This is a genomic window from Agrobacterium sp. ES01, assembly GCF_050320885.1.
Taxonomy (GTDB): Bacteria; Pseudomonadota; Alphaproteobacteria; order Rhizobiales; family Rhizobiaceae; genus Allorhizobium.
The window spans coordinates 172,502-198,031 of sequence record NZ_JBNQTH010000004.1; the positions used below are offsets into that span (position 1 = coordinate 172,502).

General features: G+C 57.2%; 26 protein-coding genes and 1 tRNA gene. 11 read left to right on the plus strand and 16 right to left on the minus strand.

Annotated elements, in window-relative coordinates:
* Nucleotides 1-11 precede the first annotated feature (11 nt).
* From yjfF to ACQQ2Q_RS13720, 4 genes are all read right to left on the minus strand, one after another.
* Complete coding sequence (yjfF, locus tag ACQQ2Q_RS13705; protein WP_428187659.1) at nt 12-974, minus strand: galactofuranose ABC transporter, permease protein YjfF; 963 nt, start codon at nt 972-974, stop codon at nt 12-14.
* Complete coding sequence (locus ACQQ2Q_RS13710) at nt 971-1,996, minus strand: ABC transporter permease (RefSeq protein ID WP_428187660.1); 1,026 nt, start codon at nt 1,994-1,996, stop codon at nt 971-973. Before ACQQ2Q_RS13710 ends, yjfF begins: the two co-directional genes overlap by 4 nt.
* Nucleotides 1,989-3,515, minus strand: coding sequence for a sugar ABC transporter ATP-binding protein (locus tag ACQQ2Q_RS13715; RefSeq protein WP_428187661.1), 1,527 nt, complete (start codon nt 3,513-3,515; stop codon nt 1,989-1,991). The genes ACQQ2Q_RS13710 and ACQQ2Q_RS13715 overlap by 8 nt, the downstream gene beginning before the upstream one ends.
* Before the next feature lie 112 nt (nt 3,516-3,627).
* Nucleotides 3,628-4,542: a substrate-binding domain-containing protein gene (locus ACQQ2Q_RS13720; RefSeq protein WP_428187662.1), complete on the minus strand. Its 915-nt coding sequence runs from the start codon at nt 4,540-4,542 to the stop codon at nt 3,628-3,630.
* Nucleotides 4,543-4,830: 288 nt separating this feature from the next.
* Here ACQQ2Q_RS13720 and ACQQ2Q_RS13725 point away from each other — a divergent pair, with 288 nt between their 5' ends.
* Complete coding sequence (locus ACQQ2Q_RS13725; RefSeq protein ID WP_428187663.1) at nt 4,831-6,348, plus strand: aldehyde dehydrogenase (NADP(+)); 1,518 nt, start codon at nt 4,831-4,833, stop codon at nt 6,346-6,348.
* Between the two features lie 267 nt (nt 6,349-6,615).
* Here the strand turns inward: ACQQ2Q_RS13725 and ACQQ2Q_RS13730 are convergent, their stop codons facing one another.
* Complete coding sequence (locus ACQQ2Q_RS13730; protein WP_428187664.1) at nt 6,616-6,789, minus strand: DUF1328 domain-containing protein; 174 nt, start codon at nt 6,787-6,789, stop codon at nt 6,616-6,618.
* 105 nt (nt 6,790-6,894) lie between these two features.
* Nucleotides 6,895-7,482: an exopolysaccharide biosynthesis protein gene (locus ACQQ2Q_RS13735; protein WP_428187665.1), complete on the minus strand. Its 588-nt coding sequence runs from the start codon at nt 7,480-7,482 to the stop codon at nt 6,895-6,897.
* 229 nt (nt 7,483-7,711) lie between these two features.
* On the opposite strand from ACQQ2Q_RS13735, the gene ACQQ2Q_RS13740 reads away from it, so the two are divergent.
* The gene (locus ACQQ2Q_RS13740) at nt 7,712-7,999 is read left to right on the plus strand and encodes a hypothetical protein (protein WP_428187666.1); all 288 of its coding nucleotides are present in this window, start codon (nt 7,712-7,714) and stop codon (nt 7,997-7,999) included.
* A gap of 95 nt (nt 8,000-8,094) precedes the next feature.
* Here the strand turns inward: ACQQ2Q_RS13740 and ACQQ2Q_RS13745 are convergent, their stop codons facing one another.
* Nucleotides 8,095-8,367 carry a hypothetical protein gene (locus ACQQ2Q_RS13745; RefSeq protein WP_428187667.1) on the minus strand — a complete coding sequence of 91 codons (273 nt, stop codon included), beginning with the start codon at nt 8,365-8,367 and terminating at the stop codon, nt 8,095-8,097.
* Between the two features lie 312 nt (nt 8,368-8,679).
* Here ACQQ2Q_RS13745 and exbB point away from each other — a divergent pair, with 312 nt between their 5' ends.
* The 3 genes from exbB to ACQQ2Q_RS13760 are packed head-to-tail and all read left to right on the plus strand — an operon-like array spanning nt 8,680 to nt 11,126.
* Nucleotides 8,680-9,696 carry a tonB-system energizer ExbB gene (gene exbB / locus ACQQ2Q_RS13750; protein WP_428187668.1) on the plus strand — a complete coding sequence of 339 codons (1,017 nt, stop codon included), beginning with the start codon at nt 8,680-8,682 and terminating at the stop codon, nt 9,694-9,696.
* 12 nt (nt 9,697-9,708) lie between these two features.
* On the plus strand, nt 9,709-10,179 hold the full coding sequence (exbD, locus tag ACQQ2Q_RS13755; RefSeq protein WP_428187669.1) for a TonB system transport protein ExbD: 471 nt from the start codon (nt 9,709-9,711) through the stop codon (nt 10,177-10,179).
* Nucleotides 10,176-11,126, plus strand: coding sequence for an energy transducer TonB family protein (locus ACQQ2Q_RS13760; RefSeq protein ID WP_428187670.1), 951 nt, complete (start codon nt 10,176-10,178; stop codon nt 11,124-11,126). The genes exbD and ACQQ2Q_RS13760 overlap by 4 nt, the downstream gene beginning before the upstream one ends.
* A 43-nt stretch (nt 11,127-11,169) precedes the next feature.
* On the opposite strand, the gene ACQQ2Q_RS13765 is transcribed toward ACQQ2Q_RS13760, so the two are convergent.
* The 6 genes from ACQQ2Q_RS13765 to ACQQ2Q_RS13790 all read right to left on the minus strand — a co-directional run bounded on the left by ACQQ2Q_RS13765 (nt 11,170) and on the right by ACQQ2Q_RS13790 (nt 17,335).
* Nucleotides 11,170-12,174: an ABC transporter ATP-binding protein gene (locus ACQQ2Q_RS13765; RefSeq protein ID WP_428187671.1), complete on the minus strand. Its 1,005-nt coding sequence runs from the start codon at nt 12,172-12,174 to the stop codon at nt 11,170-11,172.
* Nucleotides 12,175-12,186: 12 nt separating this feature from the next.
* Nucleotides 12,187-13,254, minus strand: coding sequence for a Gfo/Idh/MocA family oxidoreductase (locus ACQQ2Q_RS13770; protein WP_428187672.1), 1,068 nt, complete (start codon nt 13,252-13,254; stop codon nt 12,187-12,189).
* Nucleotides 13,251-14,090: a carbohydrate ABC transporter permease gene (locus ACQQ2Q_RS13775; RefSeq protein WP_428187673.1), complete on the minus strand. Its 840-nt coding sequence runs from the start codon at nt 14,088-14,090 to the stop codon at nt 13,251-13,253. Before ACQQ2Q_RS13775 ends, ACQQ2Q_RS13770 begins: the two co-directional genes overlap by 4 nt.
* Before the next feature lie 10 nt (nt 14,091-14,100).
* Nucleotides 14,101-15,030: a carbohydrate ABC transporter permease gene (locus ACQQ2Q_RS13780; RefSeq protein ID WP_428187674.1), complete on the minus strand. Its 930-nt coding sequence runs from the start codon at nt 15,028-15,030 to the stop codon at nt 14,101-14,103.
* Nucleotides 15,031-15,125: 95 nt separating this feature from the next.
* Entirely contained in the window at nt 15,126-16,385 is a 1,260-nt protein-coding gene (locus ACQQ2Q_RS13785; RefSeq protein ID WP_428187675.1) for an ABC transporter substrate-binding protein, read from the minus strand.
* On the minus strand, nt 16,382-17,335 hold the full coding sequence (locus tag ACQQ2Q_RS13790) for an N-acetylmuramic acid 6-phosphate etherase (protein WP_428187676.1): 954 nt from the start codon (nt 17,333-17,335) through the stop codon (nt 16,382-16,384). Before ACQQ2Q_RS13790 ends, ACQQ2Q_RS13785 begins: the two co-directional genes overlap by 4 nt.
* A 316-nt stretch (nt 17,336-17,651) precedes the next feature.
* Here ACQQ2Q_RS13790 and ACQQ2Q_RS13795 point away from each other — a divergent pair, with 316 nt between their 5' ends.
* Genes ACQQ2Q_RS13795 through nagA form a run of 3 tightly spaced genes read left to right on the plus strand, consistent with a single transcriptional unit; the run spans nt 17,652 to nt 20,595 of the window.
* Entirely contained in the window at nt 17,652-18,434 is a 783-nt protein-coding gene (locus tag ACQQ2Q_RS13795) for a GntR family transcriptional regulator (RefSeq protein ID WP_428187677.1), read from the plus strand.
* 17 nt (nt 18,435-18,451) lie between these two features.
* Entirely contained in the window at nt 18,452-19,465 is a 1,014-nt protein-coding gene (locus ACQQ2Q_RS13800) for an SIS domain-containing protein (RefSeq protein ID WP_428187983.1), read from the plus strand.
* Nucleotides 19,465-20,595 carry an N-acetylglucosamine-6-phosphate deacetylase gene (gene nagA / locus ACQQ2Q_RS13805; RefSeq protein ID WP_428187678.1) on the plus strand — a complete coding sequence of 377 codons (1,131 nt, stop codon included), beginning with the start codon at nt 19,465-19,467 and terminating at the stop codon, nt 20,593-20,595. Before ACQQ2Q_RS13800 ends, nagA begins: the two co-directional genes overlap by 1 nt.
* A gap of 7 nt (nt 20,596-20,602) precedes the next feature.
* Here nagA and ACQQ2Q_RS13810 read toward each other — a convergent pair whose 3' ends face one another.
* Nucleotides 20,603-21,097 (minus strand): DUF421 domain-containing protein, encoded by a 495-nt coding sequence (locus ACQQ2Q_RS13810; RefSeq protein WP_428187679.1) that lies wholly within the window; start codon nt 21,095-21,097, stop codon nt 20,603-20,605.
* Between the two features lie 156 nt (nt 21,098-21,253).
* On the opposite strand from ACQQ2Q_RS13810, the gene ACQQ2Q_RS13815 reads away from it, so the two are divergent.
* Together ACQQ2Q_RS13815 and ACQQ2Q_RS13820 are read left to right on the plus strand one after the other, a co-directional pair.
* Nucleotides 21,254-21,445, plus strand: coding sequence for a CsbD family protein (locus ACQQ2Q_RS13815; RefSeq protein WP_428187680.1), 192 nt, complete (start codon nt 21,254-21,256; stop codon nt 21,443-21,445).
* A gap of 271 nt (nt 21,446-21,716) precedes the next feature.
* Nucleotides 21,717-22,553 (plus strand): PRC-barrel domain-containing protein, encoded by an 837-nt coding sequence (locus ACQQ2Q_RS13820; RefSeq protein WP_428187681.1) that lies wholly within the window; start codon nt 21,717-21,719, stop codon nt 22,551-22,553.
* Nucleotides 22,554-22,688: 135 nt separating this feature from the next.
* Here ACQQ2Q_RS13820 and ACQQ2Q_RS13825 read toward each other — a convergent pair whose 3' ends face one another.
* Nucleotides 22,689-24,611: a methyl-accepting chemotaxis protein gene (locus ACQQ2Q_RS13825; protein WP_428187682.1), complete on the minus strand. Its 1,923-nt coding sequence runs from the start codon at nt 24,609-24,611 to the stop codon at nt 22,689-22,691.
* A gap of 459 nt (nt 24,612-25,070) precedes the next feature.
* A tRNA-Thr gene (locus ACQQ2Q_RS13830) sits at nt 25,071-25,145 on the minus strand.
* 157 nt (nt 25,146-25,302) lie between these two features.
* Between ACQQ2Q_RS13830 and ACQQ2Q_RS13835 the strand changes: the two genes are divergently transcribed.
* Nucleotides 25,303-25,512 (plus strand): hypothetical protein, encoded by a 210-nt coding sequence (locus tag ACQQ2Q_RS13835; RefSeq protein ID WP_428187683.1) that lies wholly within the window; start codon nt 25,303-25,305, stop codon nt 25,510-25,512.
* Nucleotides 25,513-25,530 lie beyond the last annotated feature (18 nt).

A 25,530-nucleotide genomic window follows, 5' to 3' on the forward strand; every position in this document is an offset into this window, starting at 1 on the left:
GTCCAACATTGTCACGATGTGCCTCTCAGGCCGAAAGTGCTCACGAGGAAACGATGAAGTACGATGAAGAGGAATAGCAAGATACCGCTGCTGATCATAATCCACGCGCTGTTCAAAGAGCCGTTAAATATGATTAGTGTCGAGATCAAGCCCAGTATCATGCCTCCGAAGAGTGTGCCTGCCACCATTCCGACGCCACCGGTCAAAAGTGTACCACCGAGAACGACAGCGGCAATGGCTGACAGTTCGAGCGTGTTGCCGGCGAGTGGGTAGCCCGAGGACGTGTAGAGCGCGTAAACGACGCCAGCAAGGGCGCTATAGAAGCCGCCGAGCGCGTAGACCATAACCGTTGTCTTACGGATGTTCACACCCATAAGTCGAGCCGATTCCTTGTCGCCGCCGATGGCATAGACATTGGTGCCGAAGCGGGTGAAGTGTGCGATGAACATAGCAACCGTCAGACTGATGAGCATGACGATGGCCGAACTTCGAAGCACACCGCGGCCCGGAAGCGGGATGCGCAAGGAAGCGTAGAAATCCACGAAGTCATTGCGAATCGGCACGGACTCGAGCGTCACCATGAAGCAGGCGCCTCTCAGCAGGAAGAGGCCGGCCAGCGTGACGATGAATGGCTGGATCTGGCAGAAGTCGATGATATAGCCCTGCATGGCACCGAAGGCTATGCCGAAGCATATCATCAGCGCGGCTGTTGCCAGCGGATGCCAGCCCATGGTGTCGAGCACGGCCATGCTGACGCCGACGAAGCCGATCATGGAACCGATCGACAGATCAATGCCACCAGACAGGATCACGAAGGTCGCACCGAGTGCGGCGATGATGATGAAGGCGTTGTCAGCCAGAATATTGCCGAGCACCGCTGTGGAAAGAAAATTGCGGTACATGGTGCCGCCAACGACAAACAGCGCGACAAAGACCAGGATTGTTGCCGCGAGCGGCAGATATTTCTTGTTCATTTCGCCCCCCGCGAAACCATCCGTTGAATTGTCTGGCGTGCATTGTCCGATTGCAGAAACAGGACCAGCAGAACCACGAGCGCTTTGATGATCAGGTTGTATTCCGGCGGTAGGCCGGAGATCAGGATGGAGGTCGTCAGCGCCTGGATGACGAGAGCGCCGATGACCGTCATCCCAAGATAGATGCGTCCTCCTGAAAGAGAGGCGCCGCCAATGACCACGGCCAGGATCGCATCGAGTTCGATATAGAGGCCCACGGATACGGGATCAGACGTGTGAGTGTCTGCTGTCAGGATGATGCCGGCCCAGGCGGCGGTGAAGCCGCAGATCACATAGGCGACGAAGATGATCAGCTTTGCTCTCACACCGGCCAGATCGGCTGCTGCTGCATTGCCGCCCACCGACTCCACAAACAGGCCGAGAGCAGTGCGCCGGATCAAGAGCCAGAGGCCGAGAAAGACGGCTGCGGCGACAAACAGGCGCATCGGAATGAAACCGAAGCTTCCTGTGCTCATGCCCTGCAAAAGTGGGCTGGTGAAGCTCGGATCGGTGCCACCATAGAGAAGATTGATCAACATTCCGATGCCGCGACCGGAGACCATCAGGATCAGTGTCGCAATGATCGGCTGAATGCCCAGCACAGCCACCAGCAGGCCATTCCACATGCCACAGATAATGCCGGCACCAAGGGCCATGAACAGAATGACAATATGGGGGTCGCCCATCTGGATGCGCCAGGCGATCACCGCGCCGCAAATGGCGATGGTCGATCCGACAGAGAGGTCGATACCCCTGGTGCCGATGACAATGGCCATGCCTATGGCGACGAGCGCCGTCGGTACTGCGCGATAGAGAATGTCGACCACATTGCCGAAGAGGCGGCCTTCCACAACGCGGATTTCGAAGAAGTTGGGCGATATGATCCAGTCAACGATGAGGATCAATGCCAGCGCCAGAAGCGGCCAGATCGCCCGGTGAGATCTCAGTGCCATGACGCGCTGAACAAGAACGGAATCAGTCATGCTGCTCATCGCTCCCTGCAATCATACGCACAATATTGTCTCTGGTGATGTCGTCGCCTTCGATCTCTCCGATCTTGCGACGGTCTCGCAACACGGCGACACGGTCGGATGCGGCGACAACTTCATCGAGTTCCGAAGACGCGACCAGAAGGGCCATTCCTTGTTCGCAAAGTTTGCGGATCAGCAGCACGATTTCTGCATGCGCTCCCACGTCGATGCCGCGGGTCGGTTCATCCAGCAGCATGACGCTGGGCTTTGAGGCAAGGGCGCGGGCGAGGACCACCTTTTGTTGATTGCCGCCGGACAGTTGCTTGACCGGCTTTTCAGCATCGGGTGTGGCGATCGCCAGCGCCTTGATCATTTCGGCGGCGACCCGTTCCTGTTCCTGTCTCGAAATGCGGTTCAACCAGCCATTCTTGGCCTGCATCGACAGCATGATATTTTCACGAATGCTGAGCTCGCCGACCAGACCTTCGGCCTTGCGGTCTTCGGGGCAAAAGGCGATGCCGGCCGCAAGGGACGAGCGCGGCGAGTTGCCGTTCACTGCCTGTCCGTTAATTTCCAGCGTACCAGTGTCCGAGCGCATGGCGCCGAAAATCAGTTTGGCGGTTTCGGTTCGCCCTGAACCGAGAAGACCGGCAAGGCCGACGACTTCGCCGGCACGCAGTGTCAGGTCGAAGGGCTCCAGTGTTCTTTTCTTGCCCAGACCTCGGGCCACCACCTTTTCGGCTCCAGCGGCAACCGCCGATTTGCGCGCAAAGGCTGCTTCCACATCGCCGAGTTCGCGACCGATCATCATCGCTATCAGTTGTTCGCGGGAAATGTTGGCCGTCAGGTCGGTGCCGACATGGGTGCCGTTTCTCAGCACTGTCACGCGGTCGGATATTTCATAGACCTGGTCGAGGAAGTGCGAAATGAAGACGACGGCGATATCTTGCGCCTTAAGCTCCCGGATGATGCCGAACAGTGTCTTGGTTTCCTGGGCATCGAGACTTGCGGTTGGCTCGTCGAGAACCAGAACCCGCGTGTCGTCCTCCAGTGCCCGTGCAATTGCCACCAGTTGCTGGACGGCGACAGAATAGCTGCCGACTGGTTGCTCGACGTCAATATCCAGATGCAGGCGCTTCAATTGTTCGCGGGCCTGCTCGCGGGCCTTCTTCCAGGAGATGTAGCCGAATCTGCCGGATGTGCGTTCCAGCGCCAGGTTTTTTGTCACCGACATGGACGGAATCAGGTTGACCTCCTGATAGACCGTCGAGATACCGCTTGCCTGAGCTTCGCCGGTGGTTTTGAAGTCGACCGGCTGGCCATCAAGGGTTATCTCTCCTGCGTCGCGGGTCGAGGCGCCTGTCAGGATCTTGATCAGTGTGGATTTGCCTGCGCCGTTTTCGCCGAGCAGAGCATGGACTTCACCGGGATAGAGCGTCAGATCGACGCCATCCAGTGCGCGCACGCCGGGAAACGACTTCACAATCGAGCGCATTTCGACGCGTGAGGCGCCTTCTACAGAATTCAACATTGCCGGAACCATCGTGTGGGACAAAGGTCACAATTTTTACTGCCATACAGCGATGCCCGACGCCCCGTTCCCGGGGCGCCTTGCATGTCACTGCGATGCTCGATGAGCGTCGTTACTTGGCAGTGTGAAGATCGGATGGAATCACGATCCATTTGTCCAGTTCACTCGGGTTCTTGAGATAGTCGAGAATGACCGGGTAGATGTACTTGCCGACGGCCGAGCGCAGCTCGACAGAGGCATTGGCTTCACCGTTTGCCAGTGCATCCTTGATCGCGGGGACGTAGTCGACCGAGATCATCAGAACATCCTTACCGGGCTTCAGGCCGGCTTCTTTCATGGCCTGGATCGCGCCGAGCTGCATGTTGTCGTTATGCGCAAACGACGCGCAGATGCCATCCAGATTGTTGGTGGACTTGATGAAGGCTTCCATAACCTTCTTGCCGCCATCGGTGGTGAAGTCACCCGACTGGGTGTTCACAATTTCCATAGCTGGAAACTGGTCGATGACTGCTTCAAAGCCCTTTTTGCGTTCGATCGCCGGCGCAGAGCCGGTCGTTCCCTGAAGTTCGACGATCTTGCAGGTGCCCTTGCTTTCCGCAGCCAACCATGCGCCGGCAAGTTTGCCTTCGAGGTTGAAGTCGGCGGAAATGCGGGTGACGTAAAGCGACTTGTCCTGAACGTCGACATCGCGGTCTACGAGGAAGACAGGGATTTCAGCGTCCTTGGCTTCCTGCAATACCTGGTCCCAGCCGGTGACAACAACCGGTGCGACGATGATGGCGTCGACGCCCTGGGCGATGAAGGCGCGAACGGCGCGAAGCTGCTCTTCCTGCTTGCCCTGTGCATCGGCGAACTTCAGGTCAATATCGTATTCTTTGGCGCTTTCCTGCATGTTGGCAGAAAATGCCGGGCGCCAGTCGCCCTCGGATCCGACCTGCGAGAAGCCGATCGTGGTGGCGTTTGCCATGCCGGCAAACGCGAACGATGCAGCGATGGCGGTACCAGTCAAAAGTGTCTTGAAGCTCATCTTTTATCCTCCCTCAAAAGAATGCTGGCGACCTCCTCCAATCGGTAGTCCAGCAGAGCAATAAAATCCTATAGTATTATTATTTGAGCTGGCAAGTGATATTTGTTAGCGTCCACACGCTCTGGGTTGTGACTGCGGACACGCCTTTGACTTGTCAGACAACGTCCTTATGTATGGTGCGGATTTCAGATTCGCTTGCGGGGGAAACCGCGCAAGATATCTTAAGGCAATTCACCATCGCTCCGCAGCAGCGACAAACAAACACTCGAGACAATAGGCGAGGAAAATATGACCTTCACTCCGCATGGCAAACATCTCATCGCAGGCGAATGGACCAGCAGCGACCAGAAATTCACATCGGCTCCGGCAACGGGCGAAGCCTATGAATTTTCTCTGGGATCCGCAGCTGATGTCGACAAGGCAGTGAAAGCTGCTGAAGACGCATTCTGGACCTACGGCTATTCCAGCCGTGAAGAGCGCGCAGCATTTCTGAATGCGATTGCCGACGAAATTGAAGCTCGCGCCGACGCGATCACAGCAATCGGCACCAGCGAAACCGGTCTGCCCGAAGCCCGTCTTCAGGGCGAACGCGGTCGCACGACCGGGCAGCTTCGCCTGTTTGCAAGCCACATTCTCAAGGGTGACTATCTTGATCGCCGCCATGATGAAGCCCTGCCTGATCGTAAGCCACTGCCGCGCCCGGACATTCGTCTGGTTCAGCGTCCGATCGGCCCGGTTGGCGTATTCGGTGCTTCCAACTTCCCGCTTGCCTTCTCGACGGCCGGCGGCGACACAGCCTCTGCTCTGGCTGCCGGTTGCCCGGTTGTGGTCAAGGGCCACCCGGCGCATCCCGGCACGGGCGAGATCATTGCCGAAGCTATCCATGCCGCGATCAAGACATGCGGTGTTCATCCCGGCGTCTTCTCTCTGATCCAGTCCAATTCGCGCGAAGCTGGCGAGGCAATTGTCCAGCATCCGTTGATCAAGGCGGTCGGTTTCACAGGGTCTCTCGGTGGTGGTCGGGCGCTGTTTGATCTTTGCGCACGTCGTCCTGAGCCTATTCCGTTCTTCGGCGAACTGGGTTCGGTCAATCCGATGTTCATGATGCCGGAAGCCATGTCGAAGCGCAGCGCGCAACTCGGTCAGGGCTGGGCCGGATCGCTCACCATGGGCGCTGGCCAGTTCTGCACCAATCCGGGTGTCGTGGTTGCCATTGATGGACCCGATACGGACGCATTCATTGAAGCTGCGACCAAGGCTTTGGCCGAAGTTTCTCCGCAAACGATGCTGACCGATGGGATTGCTTCGGCTTTCCGTTCAGGGCGTGACCGCGTTGCCGCAACCGCTGGCGTTCAGGAAGTGCTGACGTCCAGCTGCGACCTGCGTAATGCAACACCCTATGTGTTTGCGACGACTGGCAAGGAATGGCTCGCCAATGAGCAGCTGGGCGAAGAAGTATTCGGCCCGCTTGGTCTGATCGTCAAGGTCGCCGATTTCGACGAGATGGTTGCCGTTGCCCATTCGCTGCATGGCCAGCTGACAACGACATTGCATATGGATGAAGCCGACACTGAAAAGGCATCGAAGCTGATGCCGATCCTGGAACGCAAGGCTGGCCGTATTCTCGCCAACGGTTTCCCGACTGGCGTGGAAGTGAGCGAAGCCATGGTTCATGGTGGACCTTACCCGGCTTCGACCAATTTCGGTGCAACCTCTGTCGGCACCATGGCCATCCGTCGCTTCCTGCGTCCGGTCAGCTATCAGAACCTGTCGGAAAGTCTGCTGCCGTCTGAACTGCGTTCATAACAACTGAAGTCTCGGGGCGATAAAGTTTGCCCCGAGTCTCAGGGAACCTGAGCGGGGATGGCGCGTTATATAATCAAACCGGCGGCGCTTGCCTCGGTTTGTTGGGTTACTCCCACAGTGTTATTCCCTCCAGTCTTCATTCAAGTCCCGCTTCGGCGGGACTTTTTTTTCGCTCAGGCGCGCGTCGACTTTCAACCATGCCCCAAACGCAAAACACCGGCGCGATCATGAATCACGCCGGTGTTCGATTAAAGATTGTCGTTTTCTTTAGACGACCGCTGCACCAGCAAAGAGTGCAAGCGCCAGGAAGATCACGAAGATGATCAGCGCGATGAAGAACAGCACTTTAGCGATAGATGCGGTTGCTGCGGAAATTCCGGTGAAACCGAAGATACCCGCGATGACGGAAATTACGAAAAAGATGAGCGCCCATTTCAGCATGATAAACTCCTGGTTTGTTTGTCTGGAAACTCCTCACCAGGCTAGAAAGTTCCCCAAAAATGCACGAAATTGCCATATTTGGCTGCCGCGAGCGGTTGTTTTTCTCTAGATGAACAGCTGACTTGCCAGTGAGCCGCCGATCAACACCAGCAGAAATACAGCGCCAATCAACAGACCATCACCGGTCATCAACGCCAGTCCGAATACCGTGATCACCAGCCCGGCGATGGAGCTGGAAAACGGTATGAATTCCATCAGGGGCATTACCAACGCGATCAGAACACATAAGAGGCTCGCCACGCGGACAGGGACCGCTCCGGTCAGCCAGGGCAGTCTCTGCCTGCTAAATCTGTCGATAAACCCTGCAACGGGCCGCATATAGCCGATTGCCTTGTCCGATCGATCCGACGACAGTCCGGCTCTGCGCAAGCGTTCGGGAATCCAGATGGACTGACGACCGAACATCAGCTGAATGCTGACAAGAAAGATGATGATTGCCAGAATGGTTGGCAGTGTCGGTATTCCGCTGAGTGGAGAGACCAGGATCAGGCCGGGCAGTAACAGCATGGGGCCGCTCATGCGCCTACCGGCCAACTCTTGAATAGTCGCAAGCGTAACCCTGCCATGGGCGCCCTTAAGGTCGTCGATCTGGTCGAGGAGCAGGTTGACGGAGGAGTGGCCGGTATCCGACATCGTGGTCTTTCCCCTCCTCAGTTCTCATTGATAAAAATCGGTGTGGCGCCCATTATGCGCCAGAATACGCACTCGCAATGCATCAGCGGCAAATTAGTTCCCCTGGAACCTTCTCATCCCTAACCGAACAATTGCCGAAGTTGCGCATTTCTTTTCCATGCCTGCGAAACAAATGGAGGAGAAAATGGCTTATTCTTTGACCAGGGCAACATTCAGTTCGGCGTCGTTCTTGGTAAGCATTGTAGCGTTAGGTGGCGCATTGCTCGTTACGCCGGCGGCTATAGCGCAAGAGGCGACAGATGATTGCCGTGTCGTGCCGGAAGAGAATGCCCCAAGCGCGGTGCCAGACGACAAGACGGTTGTGGATCCGAATGAACCCAACACAATTGCAGACTGTAACGGTATGCTGAAGCCGCCGGTGGTTGGTGATCCGCAAATGGTGCAGCCAGCGCCGGAAGTTGGTCAGACGCCTGTATTGAAGCCGAAGGAAGTCCCTGCTCAGCCGCAAAGCGAGTAGGGCAGCATCCATCAGATTTGTGAGATGGTTCGAAGCGGCGTTCCCACCGCTCATCTTAAATTGCCCACTGGCCTGGAGTTGTCGGTGGCTTGGGACTATTCCCGTTCCACGAATTTGTTGAAGTGACTCCGATTTCCGCTGCCCGCATTGTCCTGACAGAGAAAGGCGAGATTTGCTCCCTCGAAGATCTGAAAGAACTCTGTCCATTCGATCTTTTTGAGTTCTCTATCGTCATCATCGAGCTTGTCGAATTCGACGCCAAGGACCCCTTCGTCTCTTGAGCCGTTGACCTTGGCTGGCATGCCATTGCGGGCTTCGATCCAGTTGCGGATTTCGGCGTGATCGGTTGTTTGCCGGGCCATCGTCATCGTCATTCTCCTCTACGGTTGTGTGCTTACACAATTAGCCAACCGGCGCATGCGGTGAAAGTTCCATGGATTTTTGGATTTTCAAAATTGATTCTCTGCCACTTTGCTTTCCTGCTAGCGCAACAGCCCAATTTCGCACGCAAGACGGACGGTCTTTGTGCGCGCAGACATGAAAGTTGGCGATCGGCATAGAGAATACTTGAAAACTATAATCATGTTTTATATCAAGCGTCGAAACGGCTTCCAGGTTTTGGCGCAAAGGGGAGTTTTCCCAAGTGTTGCCATCGTCCGCTATTTTCCAGGTGCGTTATGATGCTTTATTCGATTTCAAGATCTCTTTGTGCTGTCGGTATTGCCGCTGCTTTCTCGGTCCTTCCGCTTGCCGCACCATCCTCATTCGCTCAGCAGCAACTGCCAGCGGCTGAACAGACCGAGCAGCCGTCGACACCAGCAACCGAGGTTCCGGCTGTAAGTCTTGAGCCGACCGCCGAGATCACCCCCTCCGGCGCGTCCGCGGTGGATGACACGAGCGCAGATCCGCAGAACGGAAGCGTTGCGGATAAGGCGGCTGAGGTCGAGGCAGTGTCGACACCAGCTTCGGTGCCGAATTCGACGCTCCCTCATGAACTGTCCGTTGTCGGCATGTTCCTGGCCGCGGATATCGTGGTGAAGGCCGTGATGACGATGCTGGCAGTTGCCTCCCTTGCGACCTGGACCATCTGGTTAGCCAAGTCGCTGCAGATCATGGGCGCGCGTGCTCGGGCCAATCGTGGCTTGCGGGTATTGAGCGATGCGCGCACCCTTGCTGCTGCCGCCGATGCGATGGGAAAACGCCGGGGCGTGGTGGCAGCGATGTTGGCAACGGCTGGAGAGGAGCTTCGTTTTTCAGATGGAGCAATCGATCACGCCGGGGATCATGGGGTGAAAGAGCGGGTGGCACTTGTGTTGTCCAGAATCGAGGCGCGCGCCGGGCGCCATATGTCCAAGGGGACAGGCGTTCTTGCAACGATCGGCTCGACTGCGCCCTTCGTCGGACTGTTCGGTACGGTCTGGGGCATTATGAACGCCTTTATCGGCATTTCGGAATCCCAGACGACCAATCTTGCGGTCGTGGCACCGGGCATTGCCGAGGCGCTGCTGGCGACAGCGGTAGGCTTGATCGCGGCGATTCCGGCTGTGATCATCTACAACGTCTTTGCCCGCTCGGTGACCGGATATCGCCAACTACTGGCGGATGCCGGTGCCAGCATCGAGCGCCTTGTCAGCCGCGATCTCGATTTTCGCCGCGTGCCGGCCTCACCGGCTGCATCCCTGGTCAAGTCCCGATAAGGAGTTCGTATTATGGCTGGCGGAATCCGCGACAGTGGCAATGGCGACGAGCTTTCGGAAAACCACGAAATCAACGTGACGCCGTTTATCGACGTGATGCTGGTATTGCTTATCATCTTCATGGTCGCTGCGCCTTTGGCGACTGTTGATGTGGCCGTTGACCTTCCGGCATCCACTGCGACGCCGGCGGACCGTCCGGACGAGCCTGTCTATGTCACGCTGACCGAGGATCTCGGCTTAAGCCTGGGCGACAGTACCTTGCCACGAGATCAGTTCGTTTCGGCGTTGGACCAGCAGACAGGTGGGGATCACGAGACGCGGATCTTTTTGCGTGCCGACAAGGCTGTCGACTATGGCGCATTCATGGATGTGATGAATCTGCTGCGAGACGCCGGATATCTGAAGATCGCGCTTGTCGGTCTGGAAGCAACGTCTGCCGCTCAACCGAGCGATGCGGCTCCCGACGACGAGAAAACCCAATGACGCCCGAGGCAAGAGCCAAGGCCTATCGGTTCAGTGGTGGGGATTTCCTTCTGTGGTGCTCTGCGGCGATCATCGTGTTAGGCGCGCACGGAGCGGCGATGGCCGTGATCCTGAGCAAGACACCTGAGCCACCTGCTGCGGATCCGGGGCAGGCAGCGATCATGATCGACCTTGCGCCCGAGCCGGAGGCTGTGGAGACCGACCAAACGGAGGTGTCGACCGACACTGAAGATTCGATGGCCATGGACTCGCCAACCGTGACACCACCGCCTATGCCGGATCTCGAGGCACTGGCCGAACCCCCGCCGGATCTTACTCCCCCGGAACCGGTCCAAGAACCTGTGGTCGAGCCTCCGCCCGTCGAGGAACCACCTCCGGTCGAGCCGCCCGAGGAGGAAATAGAGCCCGAAGAAGTTCCGATCGAGGAACCCGTCTTGGAGGAGCCTGACGAGATCCAGGAGGTGTTGCCGGTGCTTCCGGATGAGATTGCCGTGCCTTTGCCTATGGCTCGGCCGAAGCCTCCGGCACCTCCGGAAAAGAAAGTCGTCAAGAAGAAGGCGCCTCCGCCGCCGGCTTCGAAGGCCAGGAGCAAGGCAAAGGCGGACACGACCCAGTCCGATCGTAATGCCGCCTCCAAGAACAGCACAGGCGGTGCCAGTTCGTCCGTCTCTCCGGCCCGCTGGCAGTCCAAGCTGCTGTCGCATCTGAAACGCTACAAGCGCTATCCGAGCGCTTCGAAAAGCGATCGCGAGCAGGGCACGGTCACGGTGCGGTTTCGTATCGATCAGAGCGGTCGCGTCCAGTCCGTCTCGGTCTCACGGTCGTCCGGTTTCAGCGCGCTCGATCAGGCTGCTATCGACATGGTTCGCCGCGCGTCGCCAGTTCCGGCACCGCCAGCCGGCGTGAATCTCACTTTGGTCGTTCCGGTCCGCTTCGATATCCGCTGAGAGTATGCTCTGGATAGTTTCTCCAGAGCGTACGCGTTGGGCGTTAGCTGCGAATACGCAAACCATCGTCGCCGAATCGATAGATGCGGCTTCGATCGAGCTTCAGCATCCGCTCTGTGTTGATGTCGACCGAATATTCGCCGAACAGCCGCACGACAATCAGGCCGGCCTCACCGCAATTCACGTAGACATTGGTCTCCGAGCCAAGGTGCTCGACATGGGAGACCTTGCCGGAAATATCGCCAGCGCCTTCGACGAAGGTCAGGTGTTCCGGGCGAATGCCCACGGTTTTTGCATCGGTGTCGCCAATTGCCTTGCCCGGCATCAGATTCATCTTCGGTGAGCCGATGAAACCGGCGACGAAGAGGTTGGCGGGATCGTTGTATAGCTCCATCGGTTTGCCGACCTGTTGGACGATGCCGTTATGCAGCACCACGATCCTGTCGGCGAGAGTCATGGCCTCGACCTGATCATGGGTGACATAGACCATGGTGGCACCGAGTGTGTGGTGCAGGTTGGCAATCTCCAGGCGCGTCTGGACCCGCAGCGCCGCATCGAGGTTGGAGAGCGGTTCATCGAACAGGAAAAGCTCCGGCTCGCGCACAATGGCGCGACCGATGGCCACGCGCTGCCGCTGGCCACCGGACAGTTCTGCAGGGCGACGCTCCAGCAGTTGATCGAGCGACAGCATGGTGCTGGCCTTGTCGACGCGCTGCTCGATCACGGCCTTGTCTTCGCCAGCCTGTTTGAGGCCGAGCGCCATGTTGTTCTTCACGTTCAGATGCGGATAGAGCGCATAGGATTGGAACACCATGGCAATGCCCCGTTTGGCTGGGGGCGCTGTCGTCACATCCTTGCCGCTGATTTCGATGGTGCCGGTCGTCGTGTCCTCAAGACCGGCGATCGTGCGTAGAAGGGTCGACTTGCCGCAACCGGAAGGTCCGACAAATACCACAAACTCGCCGTCGGGGATGTCGAGATCGATGCCCTTCAATACCTCGACATGGCCATAGGACTTGGTGACACCCTTGATTTTCAGAGAACCCATTGATGTCGTCCCTTAAAGTTTGACTGGTTGGCCGCTGCGCACGCTGTGATCGGCAGCGAGGCAGATTTCAAGCGATGCGACGGCGTCGCGCATGTGGCGTTCGAGATCGACGTCCTGGGTGATCGCATTCAGCACGAATTGCTGCTCACGGTAGCAAAGCTCGTCGTGGCCGGGCTCATCTTCCATCGAGAGGTTCTGATCCTCCTTCGTAAAGGCACCATTGGCGTCCATCGTCGATTTGTGGATGCGGATCAGGGAGGTCTTGGTGTGGGTGTCGATATCGTCGGATTTGATACCTTCCGGTACGACGATCGAGACACAGCCGGCAGGCGAAATCACATCCTTCACGAAGAAGGCGGTCTCCGACATCATCGGCCCCCAGCCGGCCTCGTACCAGCCAACCGATCCGTCGTCGAACAACACCTGGAAATGGCCGTAGTTATACATGTCCTCGGCAATCTCGTTGGACATGCGCAGTCCCATGCCGCGTACCTCCACGGCCCTGGCATCGGTAATCTGGCACATCACATCGACATAGTGCACGCCGCAATCGACAATCGGTGGTGTCGTGTTCATCAGCTGCTTGTGTGTGGACCAGGTTTGGCCGCTGGATTGCTGATTGAGGTTCATGCGGAAGACGAAGGGGCCGCCCAGGTTGCGGGCTTCCTCGATCAGTTTGATCCAGGAAGGGTGGTGGCGCAGGATATAGCCGACGACCAGCTTGCGGTTCAGTCGGGTTGCGCATTCGACCACGCGGCGGGCGTCCTCGGCAGTCGTTGCCAGTGGCTTTTCAACGAATACATGGGCGCCGTTTTCCATCGCATGAATGGCGAAGTCGGCATGGCTGTCGGAATAGGTGGCGATCACGCAGAGGTCGGGTTTCAGCTCGGCGATTGCGGCCTTGAAATCGGGCAGGATGGTGTGGTGGGCGAGGCTCTCGGGGAGCTTGACCTTCGAGCGGTTGACGAGTGCGACGATCTCGCAGCCCGGCAGATCTTCCAGCGCCTTGGCATGGCTTAGGCCCATATTTCCGAGGCCGGCCACGATAACGCGAATAGGTGTGGTGGATGTGTCGGTCATTTGACAGCTCCCGCAGTGATCCCGCGAATGAGCTGACGGGAGAAGATTGCATAAAGGATCAACACTGGAATGATCGCCAGTGACAGAGACGACAGGACCGCGTTCCAGTCGGTCACGAACTGCCCGATGAAGACCTGGGCACCGAGCGTGACGGTCTTGGTCTCTTCGGAAGGTGCCAGGATCAGCGGAAACCAGAGATCGTTCCAGATCGGGATCATGGTGAAGACGGCAACTGTTGCCATGGCCGGGCGCACCAGTGGCAGCACGAGCTGGAAGAAAATCCGGTATTCCGACAATCCATCGACTCGCCCGGCATCTTTCAGGTCCTTGGAGACCTGCTGCATGAATTCAGAGAGGATGAAAATCGCAAGCGGCAGGCCTTGAGCGGTGTAGACGAGAACAAGGGCGGTCAGCGTGTTGACGAGGCCGGAGGCCACCATCAATTGCAGGATCGCAACCGTGCCCAGGCGGATGGGGATCATGATGCCGAGCGCCAGATAGAGCCCCATCAGGCGATTGCCTCGAAAACGGTATTCCGACAGCGCGAATGCCGCCATCGCCCCGAACAGGAGCACGAAGAACAGCGAGGCGACTGTGACGGTCAGGCTGTTTTGAAAATAGAGCACAAAGTCGCCCTGCTTCATCACCGTCTGGTAACCGACAGTCGAAAAGCTCTCGGCATCAGGCAGGCTGAGCGGCGAGCGGAAGATTGCCTTCCTTGTCTTCAGCGAGTTCATGACGATCAGGACGACCGGAAACAGCGCTATCACCGTATAAGTCGCGAGGATCGCATGGGAGGCGAGGGAACGGGAAAAGGATTGTCTGGCCTGGCTCATCTTGCTCTCCTCAGAACTGGTATCGACGCATGCGCGTCTGGATCAGGAAAAGATAGGCGCAGACGCCCGCAAGGATGATCAGGAACATGATGGAGGCGATAGTGGCGCCCATATTGGGGTCGCCGATCTGGAGCTGGAAGCCGAAGAACACCCGGTACAGGAAAGTGCCGAGAATATCGGTGCCGAAATTTGGACCGGCGAGCGCCCCTTGCGCCACATAGATCAGGTCGAAGGCGTTGAAGTTGCCGACGAAGGTGAGGACCGAGATGATGCCGATCGATGGCAGGATGAGCGGCAGCTTTATCTTCCAGAATTGCCCCATGCCGGTAATGCCGTCGCATTCCGCAGCTTCCAGGATTTCGTCCGGGATCGACAGGAGTGCGGCGTAGATCAGCATCATGGGAATGCCGATGAACTGCCAGACCGAGATGAGTCCGAGTGTCGTCAGGGCGTAAGCCTCTTTGCCGAGCCAAGGCAGGAAGAGCGATTTCAAACCCACCAGGGCCATGAGATCCGGTGCGACGCCCCAGAGCGGTGAGAGAATGAGTTTCCAGACGAAGCCGACGATCACGAAGGAGAGGATGGTGGGCACGAAGATTGCTGTGCGGTAAAACCCGCGGAACCGCAGCCTGGGATTGGATAGCAAGGCTGCCAAAAGGATGCCAATCGGGTTCTGCACCAGCATGTGGATGACGAAGAACCAGGTGTTGTTGCCCAGCGCATTCCAGAAGCGTTCCGAGAAATGCGGCTCGAAGAACAGGGTGCGGAAGTTTGCAAGGCCAGCAAAGACCATCTGGTTATCAACCGACCGGTAGAGCGAAAGCTGCATCGTCGCAAACAGCGGCAGGATCATGATCGCGGTATAGACGAGCACTGCCGGCGCCAGAAACACGGCGATGTGGAGCCTCGAATGGCCACGATTATTGCGGGCGTTGGTCATCGATCCCTGCCGTCGTCATCAAGAGTAATGGACACATGTGCCGTTAAACGGGCTTGCGGGCCATCACAAGGATGGCCCGCAATCAGATTGACGACTTACTTCTGCGGATCGTACCAGCTGGCCAGGCCGTCCTGAAGCTGCTTTGCGGCTTCTTCCGGTGTCTGTGTGCCCTTGATCACGTTTGCTGAAACGGCCCAGGTCTCGTTTTCGAGGTTGGGTGTTCCACGCGACAGGATCTGGTAGGTCGAGCGGATAGTCGACTGGCACTTCTCACGCCAGGACACGAATTCCTGAGCGAGCGGATCGTCCAGCTTCACGGCTTCCTTGGAGAGCGGGAAGAAGCCGGGCAGGGCATTGGCGTAGAGCGTTGCGAATTCCGGCGAGGCAACCCAGTTAAGGAAGGCCTTGGCGGCTTCCGGATGCTCGGTCTTGGCATTCATGCCGATGCCGATATCGGTGTGGTCGGAAATGTAGCAGGTGTCGCCTTCGTTTTTGACAGGTGGCGGGAAGGCGCCCATCTTGAAGTCTGCATTGGCTTCAAAGCCTGCAATTTCCCAGGAACCGGCCGGATAGATGGCGGCGCGGCCAAGGGTGAACAGGTTCTGGCTGTCGGGGTAGGTCTGGGCTTCGAAACCGTCGCCGAGATAATCCTTCCACTTGGCCAGAACGCGATAAGGTTCGACCCAAGGCTCGTCGGTCAGCTTTTCTTCGCCCTTGATCAGTTTGTTACGGCCTTCTTCGCCCTTCCAGTAGGTTGGGCCAATGTTCTGGTAGCCCATGGTCGCAGCTTCCCACTGGTCGTTGGTGCCCATGGCCATCGGGATATAAGTGCCGTCTTCCTTGATCTTGTCGAGGGCGGCGAAGAACTCCGCTTCGGTCTTCGGCACGGAGATGCCGAGCGTCTCGAAGGCGTCCTTGTTATAAATGAAGCCGTGGATAACAGAGGCCATCGGTACGCAGAATGGTGTGGAGCCATCGTCGGTGATCCAGGCGGATTTTGCGACGTCGGAGAAGTTCTTCATGCCTTCCAGATCGGAAAGCGGTGCGAGATAGCCTTTGTCGTAGAGGGCAAGGGAGGCATCAAACGGACGGCAGGTGATGAGGTCGCCTGCAGAGCCTGCTTCCAGCTTCGAGTTGAGTGCTGCGTTGTATTCGGTTGGGGCCATGGGCTGGAAATTCAGCTTGATGCCCGGATGCGAGGCTTCGAACGCCGGAATGAGCTTTTCCTGCCAGATTGGCAGGTCGTCATTGCGCCAGCTTTCAATGGTGAGGGTTGCATCTTCTGCGAAGGCGCTCCCTGCCGAAGCGAGCACTGTCGCCCCGATGAGCATGGACTTGATGGCGGTCATGGTCATTTTTTTACTCCCAGTTTTCTTTGCCCTGAGGCGGTTGAAGTCTCGTTCCCCTTGATGCCTTCCAGCGCCCTATCGAGGCGTCCTTGGGCATCAAACAGCAGCCGTTCGGCCTGTTGCTTGTCGTCGGCTCCAAAGCCGATGAGTATCGCTGTTTTTACGTCGCCGCCGGTTTTGTCCAGCAATTCGCCAGCATGTTCGTCGGAGGTCTCGGCAATTGCGCTGACGATCCGCACTGCACGCTTGCGCAACTTGCTGTTGGCGGCATTCAGATTGACCATATGGCCTTTATAGACGTGACCCAGGCGGGCTCCGACCAAGGTCGAGATCGAATTCAGGACGATCTTCTGCGCGGTCGCAGCGCCAAGGCGCGTAGAGCCAGCCACCACTTCGGGCGGCGTATCCAGGTCGATTGCGATTGCACAGATGCGCCCGAGTTCGCTTTCGGAATTGTTGGTGATGGCAATGGTCTCGGCGCCGGCCGTTTTGGCCGCATGGGCCATTTCCATCACGAACGGTGTGGAGCCGCTGGCCGAGAGCAGCAAAAAGCAATCATCGGAACGAATGGCCTGTTTGGCAAAAACAGCGTCTGCTTCTTCCGCAGAATCTTCCGCCGATGCCTCAAAGCTTTCAATCGTGTTCAGGCCTTCCGCCAGAAGAATGCGGATCTGCGATTTGTGGATGCCAAAGGTGCCGGGAATTTCCAGCGCATCGGCAAGCGCCATCAGTCCGGAGCTTCCGGCGCCGCAATAAAAGACCCGTCCGCCACGATTGATCGTGTTCGTGACCTTGTTTGCCGCTGCTGAAATCAACGCCGCTTTGGAAGAGACGATCTCTGCTGCAGCAAGGTGAGAGTTGACCATGGCGGCAACCGCATCGGCCTCGTCCATCTGATCGATGGCGCCAAGGTCGATATTTGCTTGCTCGGTCTTGGGTATCGCGTTCAAGGCCATCCGGTCCCTCCGAAAGGTATCATGCCAAATCAATACCATTTGTCCAGAGTCATTTTTCCACAGGCCGGGAAACGCGGAATTTTGGGCGATATGCGTCGCATTTTCTGAGTTGGGAGAGGCAGGAGAGAATTGGACTTGTCGAATGGTATGTTTTTGGTATCCTTCTTTTTGAGGAGACGTCCATGGATCTCGCATTCAGTTTTGACGGCAGCGGTACGAGTTGCAACGCAGTGATCTCAGTCATTACTCTGAGCGATCCGGACGTTGCGGGACAAGATACGACAAAGCATTTTCCGCGTCGGTTGAGGATACGGATGTGACGGATTTTCAGGCCATCCTGTCCAAGGACCAGATCGTGGCACGAGGGCCGGGTCCGCTCTATGTCAATCTTCAGAAGATTTTGGACGAACTGATATCCGAGCGACGGATCGAACCGGGTACGGCTTTGCCGACCGAGCGCGATCTCGCTGAAATGTCCGGTCTCAGCCGGGTGACGGTGCGCAAGGCGGTTGATGAACTGGTTCAGCGCGGTCATCTGGTGCGCCGGCAGGGGTCTGGGACCTTCGTTGCACATCTTGCGGCGAAGGTCGAACAGCCGCTGTCTAAACTCACATCGTTCAGCGAAGACATGGCGCGGCGTGGCCTGGAGACCAAATCCGTCTGGTTGAACAAGGGCGTTTTTTCTCCCTCGCCCAATGAAACCATGGTGCTTGGCCTGTCACACGATATCGATGTCGTCAGGCTGGAACGCTTGCGCACCGGTGGCGGTATGCCGCTTGCGATCGAGCTTGCGGCAATTTCAACGGAGTTCCTGCCGGACCCGGATCTGGTCACCACGTCGCTTTATCAGGCGCTAAAGTCGCGCGGGCACAATCCCGTTCGCGCGACACAGCGCATTTCGGCGCGCAACAGCGACGAGCGCGAGGCCGAACTGCTCGGTATCGAGGTGGGCTCGGCGGTGCTGCAGATGGAGCGGGTTACATATCTTTCAACCGGGCGGGTGATCGAATTCACCCGATCGGTCTATCGCGGCGACACCTATGATTTTGTCGCCGAACTCAGAGTCTCAGACAATAACAATCAACTGGTGGAAGTTTAGACGTGTCACAGACCCATATGCAGCGCGAAGTGCTGGAAATTCCCGAAGCCGCAGCGCGGTTGCTCGAACTCGGTGCCGCTCAGGCAGAGAATTTCGCGACGGAGTTTCTGAAAGCCCAACCTTCGATGATTGCCACCATCGGACGCGGATCGTCCGACCACGCTGCTTATTTCCTCAAATATGCATTCGAGATTACATTGGGTATTCCCGTGGCGTCGCTCGGTCCATCGCTCGCCTCGCTCTACGGCGCATCGATGCATCTGAAAAATACCGCTGCCATTGCGATTTCCCAGTCGGGCAAAAGTCCTGATATCGTTTCGCTTGCGCAGTCGGTCACCCAGTCCGGCTCCTTGTCGATTGCGCTCGTCAACAGTGTGCCGTCGCCCTTGTCTGATGCATGCAGCCATGTGCTGGATATCGGTGCCGGACCGGAAAAATCGGTCGCTGCGACCAAATCCTTCGTCAATTCCATCGTCGCCGGCCTGATGTTGCTGGCCGCAATCAGCAAGGACGCCGGACTTTCTTCGGGATTGAAGACGCTGCCCAAGTCGCTGGATGCTGCCTTGAACCAGAACTGGCAGGCGCTGTCTGATCATCTGATCCAGCGCAAATCCATGTTCGTGCTTGGGCGTGGTCCAGCCCTTGCGATTGCCCATGAGGCGGCGTTGAAGATGAAGGAAACATGCGCGGTGCATGGTGAGGCCTATTCGTCTGCCGAGGTGCTGCACGGCCCTGTCGAAATCCTGGATGATGGCTTTCCGGTGCTGGTGTTCAATCCCGGCGATCGCAGCGGGCAGGCAACTGCCGGCGTTGCGCGCGAGATTGCGGGACGTGGCGCTTCTGTGTTCATGGCGGGCGGTTCTGTCGGTGCCGGGCTTTCGGAGCTTTCCGTTGCGTCAACCGGACATGCGCTGACGGATGCGCTGGTCCAGATTGTCAGCTTCTACGTGTTTGCAGAGGCCCATGCCCGCCGCTTGGGACGCAATCCCGATGAGCCCAAACAGTTGAAGAAAGTCACGGAGACTATCTGATGGCAAAGACTGCCTTTACCTGCGACCAAATTTTCGATGGTCATGCTATGCATGGTAACGCGGCTATTCTTGTCGAAGACGGGGTCTGCCTCGGTGTCGTGAAACAGGATGCCGTTCCTGCAGGGGTTTCGGTAGAGGCAGTGGCCGCCTGGTGTCTATCTCCCGGGTTTGTCGATCTCCAGGTCAATGGCGGCGGTGGAGCGCAATTCAACGATCAGGTGAACGTTGATGGGATTGCAACGATCTGCGCTGGCCATGCCCGATATGGAACGACATCGGTGATGGTGACCCTGATTACCGATACCGCAGATTGCTCCAGGCGTGCGGTGGAGGCTGCCATTGCAGCGCAGGCGGCAAATGTGCCGGGCTTTCTCGGGCTGCATCTGGAAGGTCCGCATCTGTCGCTTGCGAAAAAGGGCGCCCATAGTGCCGATCTCGTTCGCCCGATGACGGTCGCCGATCTGGATTTTCTGATTGAGGCTAAAAGCAAACTGAACCATCTGATGATGACGCTGGCGCCTGAGTCGGTGACGGAGGCGCAGGTCAGGGCACTGAGTGGCGCAGGTGTCCGCATCAGTCTGGGCCACAGTGCCTGCGATGCGGAAACGGCCAAACGATACACCGAGGCCGGTGCCTGTATGGTCACCCATTTGTTCAATGCCATGAGCCCGCTCGATCACCGCACGCCGGGGCTTGCAGCTGCGGCCCTTCTCGACGCGCGCCTGATGACAGGTATCATACCGGACGGCATTCATGTTCATCCAGACATGATGCGGATTGCGCTGAGAGCCATGGGCGGGCCGCGTATGTTTGCCGTTACCGATGCCATGGCGACCATTGGCACCGACATGACGAGTTTCGACCTCAACGGGCGCAAGATCCTGCGCGAGAACGGTCGGTTGACGCTTGCTGACGGCACGCTTGCCGGTGCCGACATCGATATGGCGGCCTGCGTGAAGAACCTGCATGAACTGGTTGGGTTGCCGCTCGAGGATGCACTTGCGATGGCGACCTCCATTCCGGCACTTGCCCTTGGCGTGGATGATGTCGGCCGCCTCACACAGGGAAGTCGTGCCGATATTGTTGCCATCGATCAACAGTTTGGCGTTCGTCTTTTGCCGGTCGCTTGAGTGATGTTCATGGGACTGCAGACAATGCCGGCCCAGCCGTACCTTTCACGACACTGAGGGAGCCGTCCGTCTCCAGGATAACGGCCGCGACCTCCGTGCCGTCTGCCTCTCCGGAGGCCCGGATAGCCGAAAGAACTTCGTCTTTCGTCAGCCGTTTTGCCTTGAGCGCCGCTGCGAGGAACTCACCATTGCTGAAGACCAATGCAGGCTCGCTTTTGATCAGGTCGCTCACTTTTTCGAACCGAACCGACATCCACGTAATGGTGAACTGTAGAAGGATCAGCAATGCAAGGGCAACTAACCCGTCTGCCAGAGGCACGGATTTGCTCAGCATGACCGTCGCCAGCACAGAGCCGAGCGCGACGGTGACCACCAGATCGAAGGCGTTCAGCTTTGCAAGCGTCCGCGGCCCTGAGATGCGCAGCATTGCAATGAGGGCGATATAGGCAATGACGCCCACCAGAATGACGCGGGCGATGCCAAGCCAGGATTCAAATAACATCGATCAAGTTCTCCTCTCAAAAAGAGGCAACGCTTGGGGTGGGAGAATGGCACCATCTGCCGACCAGAGACGATAAGTTTCTAACAGCGCAGGGAACGAAAAGACGAGACTGTCCGTTGTGGGGCCTGAGACAATGTCGTCTCCGAGGAGATTATCATGGGTAGCACAGCCGATAAGGTCGCCGGAAAGTCCAACGAGATTGCTGGCAAGGTTCGTCAGGGTGTAGGCGATGCCGTCGACAACAAGGAGATGGAAGCCAAGGGCGAAGTTCAGGAAGCCAAGGGCAAGGCCCAGCAGGCCAAGGGCGAAGCCAAGGACGCTGTCAAGAACGTCGTCGACAAGGCCTGAATTCTTTTCAAGGCAATTCAGAAGAGTCCGCAGCCTTCCGGCCGCGGATTTTTTTTCGCCTCTGTTTGCATCGCGACGGCAAAGACGGGATCCGTCCCATCCAAAAAATATCAACTGAAAGTTGGAACCTTTTATCGTCTAAGGTGTTGTTATTATACGGAGTTAATCAAGTTCGAATTGCCTGATGGCAACGAATGTCGCTGTGCACAAAATCTCCGTTGCACGCGGGGCGATCGAACGCATAAACCGAAAATTCAAGGGGAGATACCTTATGAAACAGTTTCTCGCGACCACCGCACTGAGCGCAATTCTGATGAGTTCGGCAGCAGGTGCTGCCACTCTCGATCCGACAATGATGTATCAGTCGCAGCCAACAGACATCCGTGCCTCCGAGTTCATCGGTTCGCGCATTTACGCCACGGAAGACAATGTTTCAGCTGAAACCGCGGTTAAGGCTGGTGATGAAGCGAATTGGGACGATATCGGCGAAATCAACGAGGTCATCTTGAGCCGTCAGGGCGAAGTTGAAGCCGTTGTTCTCGGCGTCGGCGGTTTCCTCGGAATCGGCGAAAAGGATGTTGCTATCCCGATGAAGGACGTCACTTTCGTCAAGAACGGCGACGAGCATGACGATTACTTCCTGGTCGTGAACGCCAACAAGCAGGTCCTGACTGACGCGCCAGCCTATATGGCTGACGAACACGCCGATGCGTCTGCCTCCATGAAGACGGACGCGACAGCAACCGACATGAACACGGACGCCACTGCAACGGACGGCCGCACGGCGCTGGTTCGCCCGGATGTGACGAAGGAAGGTTATACGTCTGAAAAGACCGACCTGACAGCTGACGCTCTCAAGGGCGCGTCGGTGTATGGTGCCAAGGATGAGGATGTCGGTGATGTTGCTGAAGTCCTGCTCAATGATGACGGAACCGTCAAGCAGCTGGTTCTGGATATCGGCGGCTTCCTCGGCATGGGTGAACACCGCATCGCTGTGAACCTCGATGAGGTCAATATCATGCGCAACGCCGATGGCGACGATGTTCGCGTCTATGTCGACTCGACCGAAGAAGCTTTGAAGGCACAGCCGGAATATACCGGCGGCTGATCAAGAGCGTATTGATCGAGCGCTATAAAGTGATTGCCTCCCCATCGGCATTGCCGGTGGGGAGGCTTGTGTCTGACAGGCGTCTTTTGGAGTTGGCTTTAGAGCAAATCAACGCCGTCGCGACGCCGTCCCATCTCAGAACTCGGTCCATTCCTGCGCCGCGGCTGCATTGCCCAGCGCTGCACGACGCGGTGCCTTGTTTGAACTCGTGTAAGTTGCCTCTCCAGATGCCATGCGTTGTGCTGTCTGTTGAAGTGCTTTCACCTGGCCACTGGAATTGCCCAAATTAAATTGGTCAATGAGCTGGCGCAAGTTGTTAGCCTCCTTGGCCAGTGTTGCAGCCGCTGCTGAGGATTCTTCGACCATTGCCGCATTTTGCTGGGTGGTCTGGTCCATCTGATTGACGGCCGTATTGACTTCGACGAGGCCGATCGACTGTTCACGACTGGATGTTGCAATCGCGTCCATGTGCCCGTTGATACTGACAATGAAGCTGCCGATCGATTTCAGCGCTTCACCTGTATCCGACACAAGCTTTACGCCTGTCGCAACTTCCTGCGTCGATGTCTGGATGAGACCCTTGATCTCCTTGGCAGCGTTGGCTGAACGCTGGGCCAGTTCGCGCACTTCCTGCGCGACGACTGCGAACCCCTTGCCGGCTTCGCCAGCTCTTGCCGCTTCGACGCCGGCATTGAGGGCAAGCAAGTTGGTTTGGAAGGCAATTTCATCGATCACGCCGATGATATTGGAAATCTGGCTCGAAGAATTCTCGATCTGGCTCATGGCGTTCACGGCCTGAGCGACGATCTCGCCAGAATGCGTGGCCGATGAATTGGCCTGTGCTGCCACCTGCCGTGCTTCTTCGGCCCGTTTCGAGGCAGACGTCACGTTGACGGTGATCTGATCGAGCGCTGCAGCTGTTTCCTCCAAAGCAGCGGCCTGCTGTTCTGTGCGTTTGGACAGATCGTCGGAACCAGAGGAGATTTCTTGCGATCCGCTGGTGATGCTGGAAATGCTACTGGCGACAGAAGACAGTGTGCTGGCAAGCTGTGTGACGGAGGTGTTGAAGTCCTGGCGCAAGCCTTCAAAATCAGGGGCAAAGGCGTCAGTCAACTGGATGGAGAGATCACCGGCAGAGAGGCGCTTCAATCCAGAACCCAAGTCGGTGGTTGCCTTGGACATAGCATCTGCCCGTTCCTTGTCTGCCTTTGCCTGCGCAATACGGTCTTTTTCGGATTGAGACCTGTTGGCTTCAATGAGCTGATCAGCCTCGATCTTCGACAGGGCCGTCTTGTGGAAGACCTCAACAGCGCTCGCCATGGCTCCGATTTCGTCACGGCGACCGAGACCCTGGATTTGGATATCGAGGTTGCCACCCGACAGGTCGCGCATGGTGTTCGTGATAGAGACCACCGGCTTGCTGATCGCGCGGATGAGGAGCCAGCACATGAAGACAGCGCTGAAAACAGCTCCAATTGCCCCTATGATCAGTGAGAGTGTGGACCGCGAAAGGTCGTTTTGTAACTGCGCTGAACGCCTTTCGAGCAGTACCTCTTCGGCTGCACTAAGGTCCGAAAGCTTGTTGCGGATGGCGTCCATTGTCGTCTTGCCGGCACCTGATGCCTCCAACTGCCTTGCCTCGTCCAGCGTTGCTGGATCGGAGCCGAGCTTCAGCTCGACATTGGCAACGGTTTCATGCCATTCCCGTGCAAATGCCGCAATCTGATCGATACGGACCTGCTGTTCGGCATTGTCACTCGTGAGCTCTTTCAGTTTTGCCAGTTGCGTATTGAATTCGACTTGTCCCGACTTGTAAGGGTCAAGAAACCCTTCGTCACCGGACACGAGGAAACCGCGCATGCCCGTTTCCTGGTCCACCATGGCGGCCCCCACCTTCTGAGCTACGCTCAACACGACATAGGTGTGGTCATTCCATTGGTTTGCCTCCTTGACCGACGCGGTGGCGAGCAAGGAGGAAATCGAAGCGGCAATCGAGATCACGATCACGACCGCAAAGGCAATCGTCAGTTTCAGCCCTATAGTCAGGTTGGACAGCATTATGGTCTCCGGTAGGTGAAGCGCGGATCTGAGCCGGCTGCAATAAGTCGTTTGAAACTTTGGCGGGCAGGTGTAGGTAACGGAGCTCATCATGAGGTCCGGGGCACGACGACGGTTGATTGCGGGCAAATATTTTAGAAAATGGTTCGCAATGGAATCGTGATATTCTAAAATATAAATTTAATATATTTATGTTCAGTTAATTAGTGTACTGCGCGGAAGTGGACGTCGCGTATAACGCAGTGCGCTTTTACTGAAGCGGTGGCGCAGACCGATGCACCTGTCCTGTCCCTGGACATCAAGCCGGAGCCTCACATCGCGGGCAATGCGATCTCTCATTCATTTGGTCTAGACGTTTTTCGAAAGATCACTTGTCGACAGGCGCTCAAACAGCGGCGCCTGATGACCCGCGTTAGCGAAAGAGGCAAACGCGCAATTCCATGAATTTTGGAAGAAAAATGGTGCTGCTAGAGAGATTTGAACTCTCGGCCTCTCCCTTACCAAGGGAGTGCTCTACCCCTGAGCTATAGCAGCATCCGACGGGCGAAGCGGTTGGTGTCCGCCCGGAGCGAGTGGCCTATTGCCATAGCTTGGCGGTGAGCGCAAGCCGCAATTCAAACTTCGGGGAAAGAAATGGTGCGTTCCGCGCTTGGTGCTTTTGGCGCGACAGGTTTTCGGTTAAGGAAAGCGCATGTCCCAGTCGAATGATGAAAATTCCACAACCGCTGAAAGGCGGCGCGCTTCGCTCAAGATCGAGCAGGATGCCAAGCGCGCGCGCGTCGCCAGCAAGCTCAAGGAAAACCTTTTGCGGCGCAAGCAGCAGATGCGGGCGCGTCGGGCTGGCGATGCCGATGAGGCAGAAGGCCTGCCTGCCGCAAAATCGTCGCAAGCCGATGATTAAGCCCTTCTGCACGGGGCG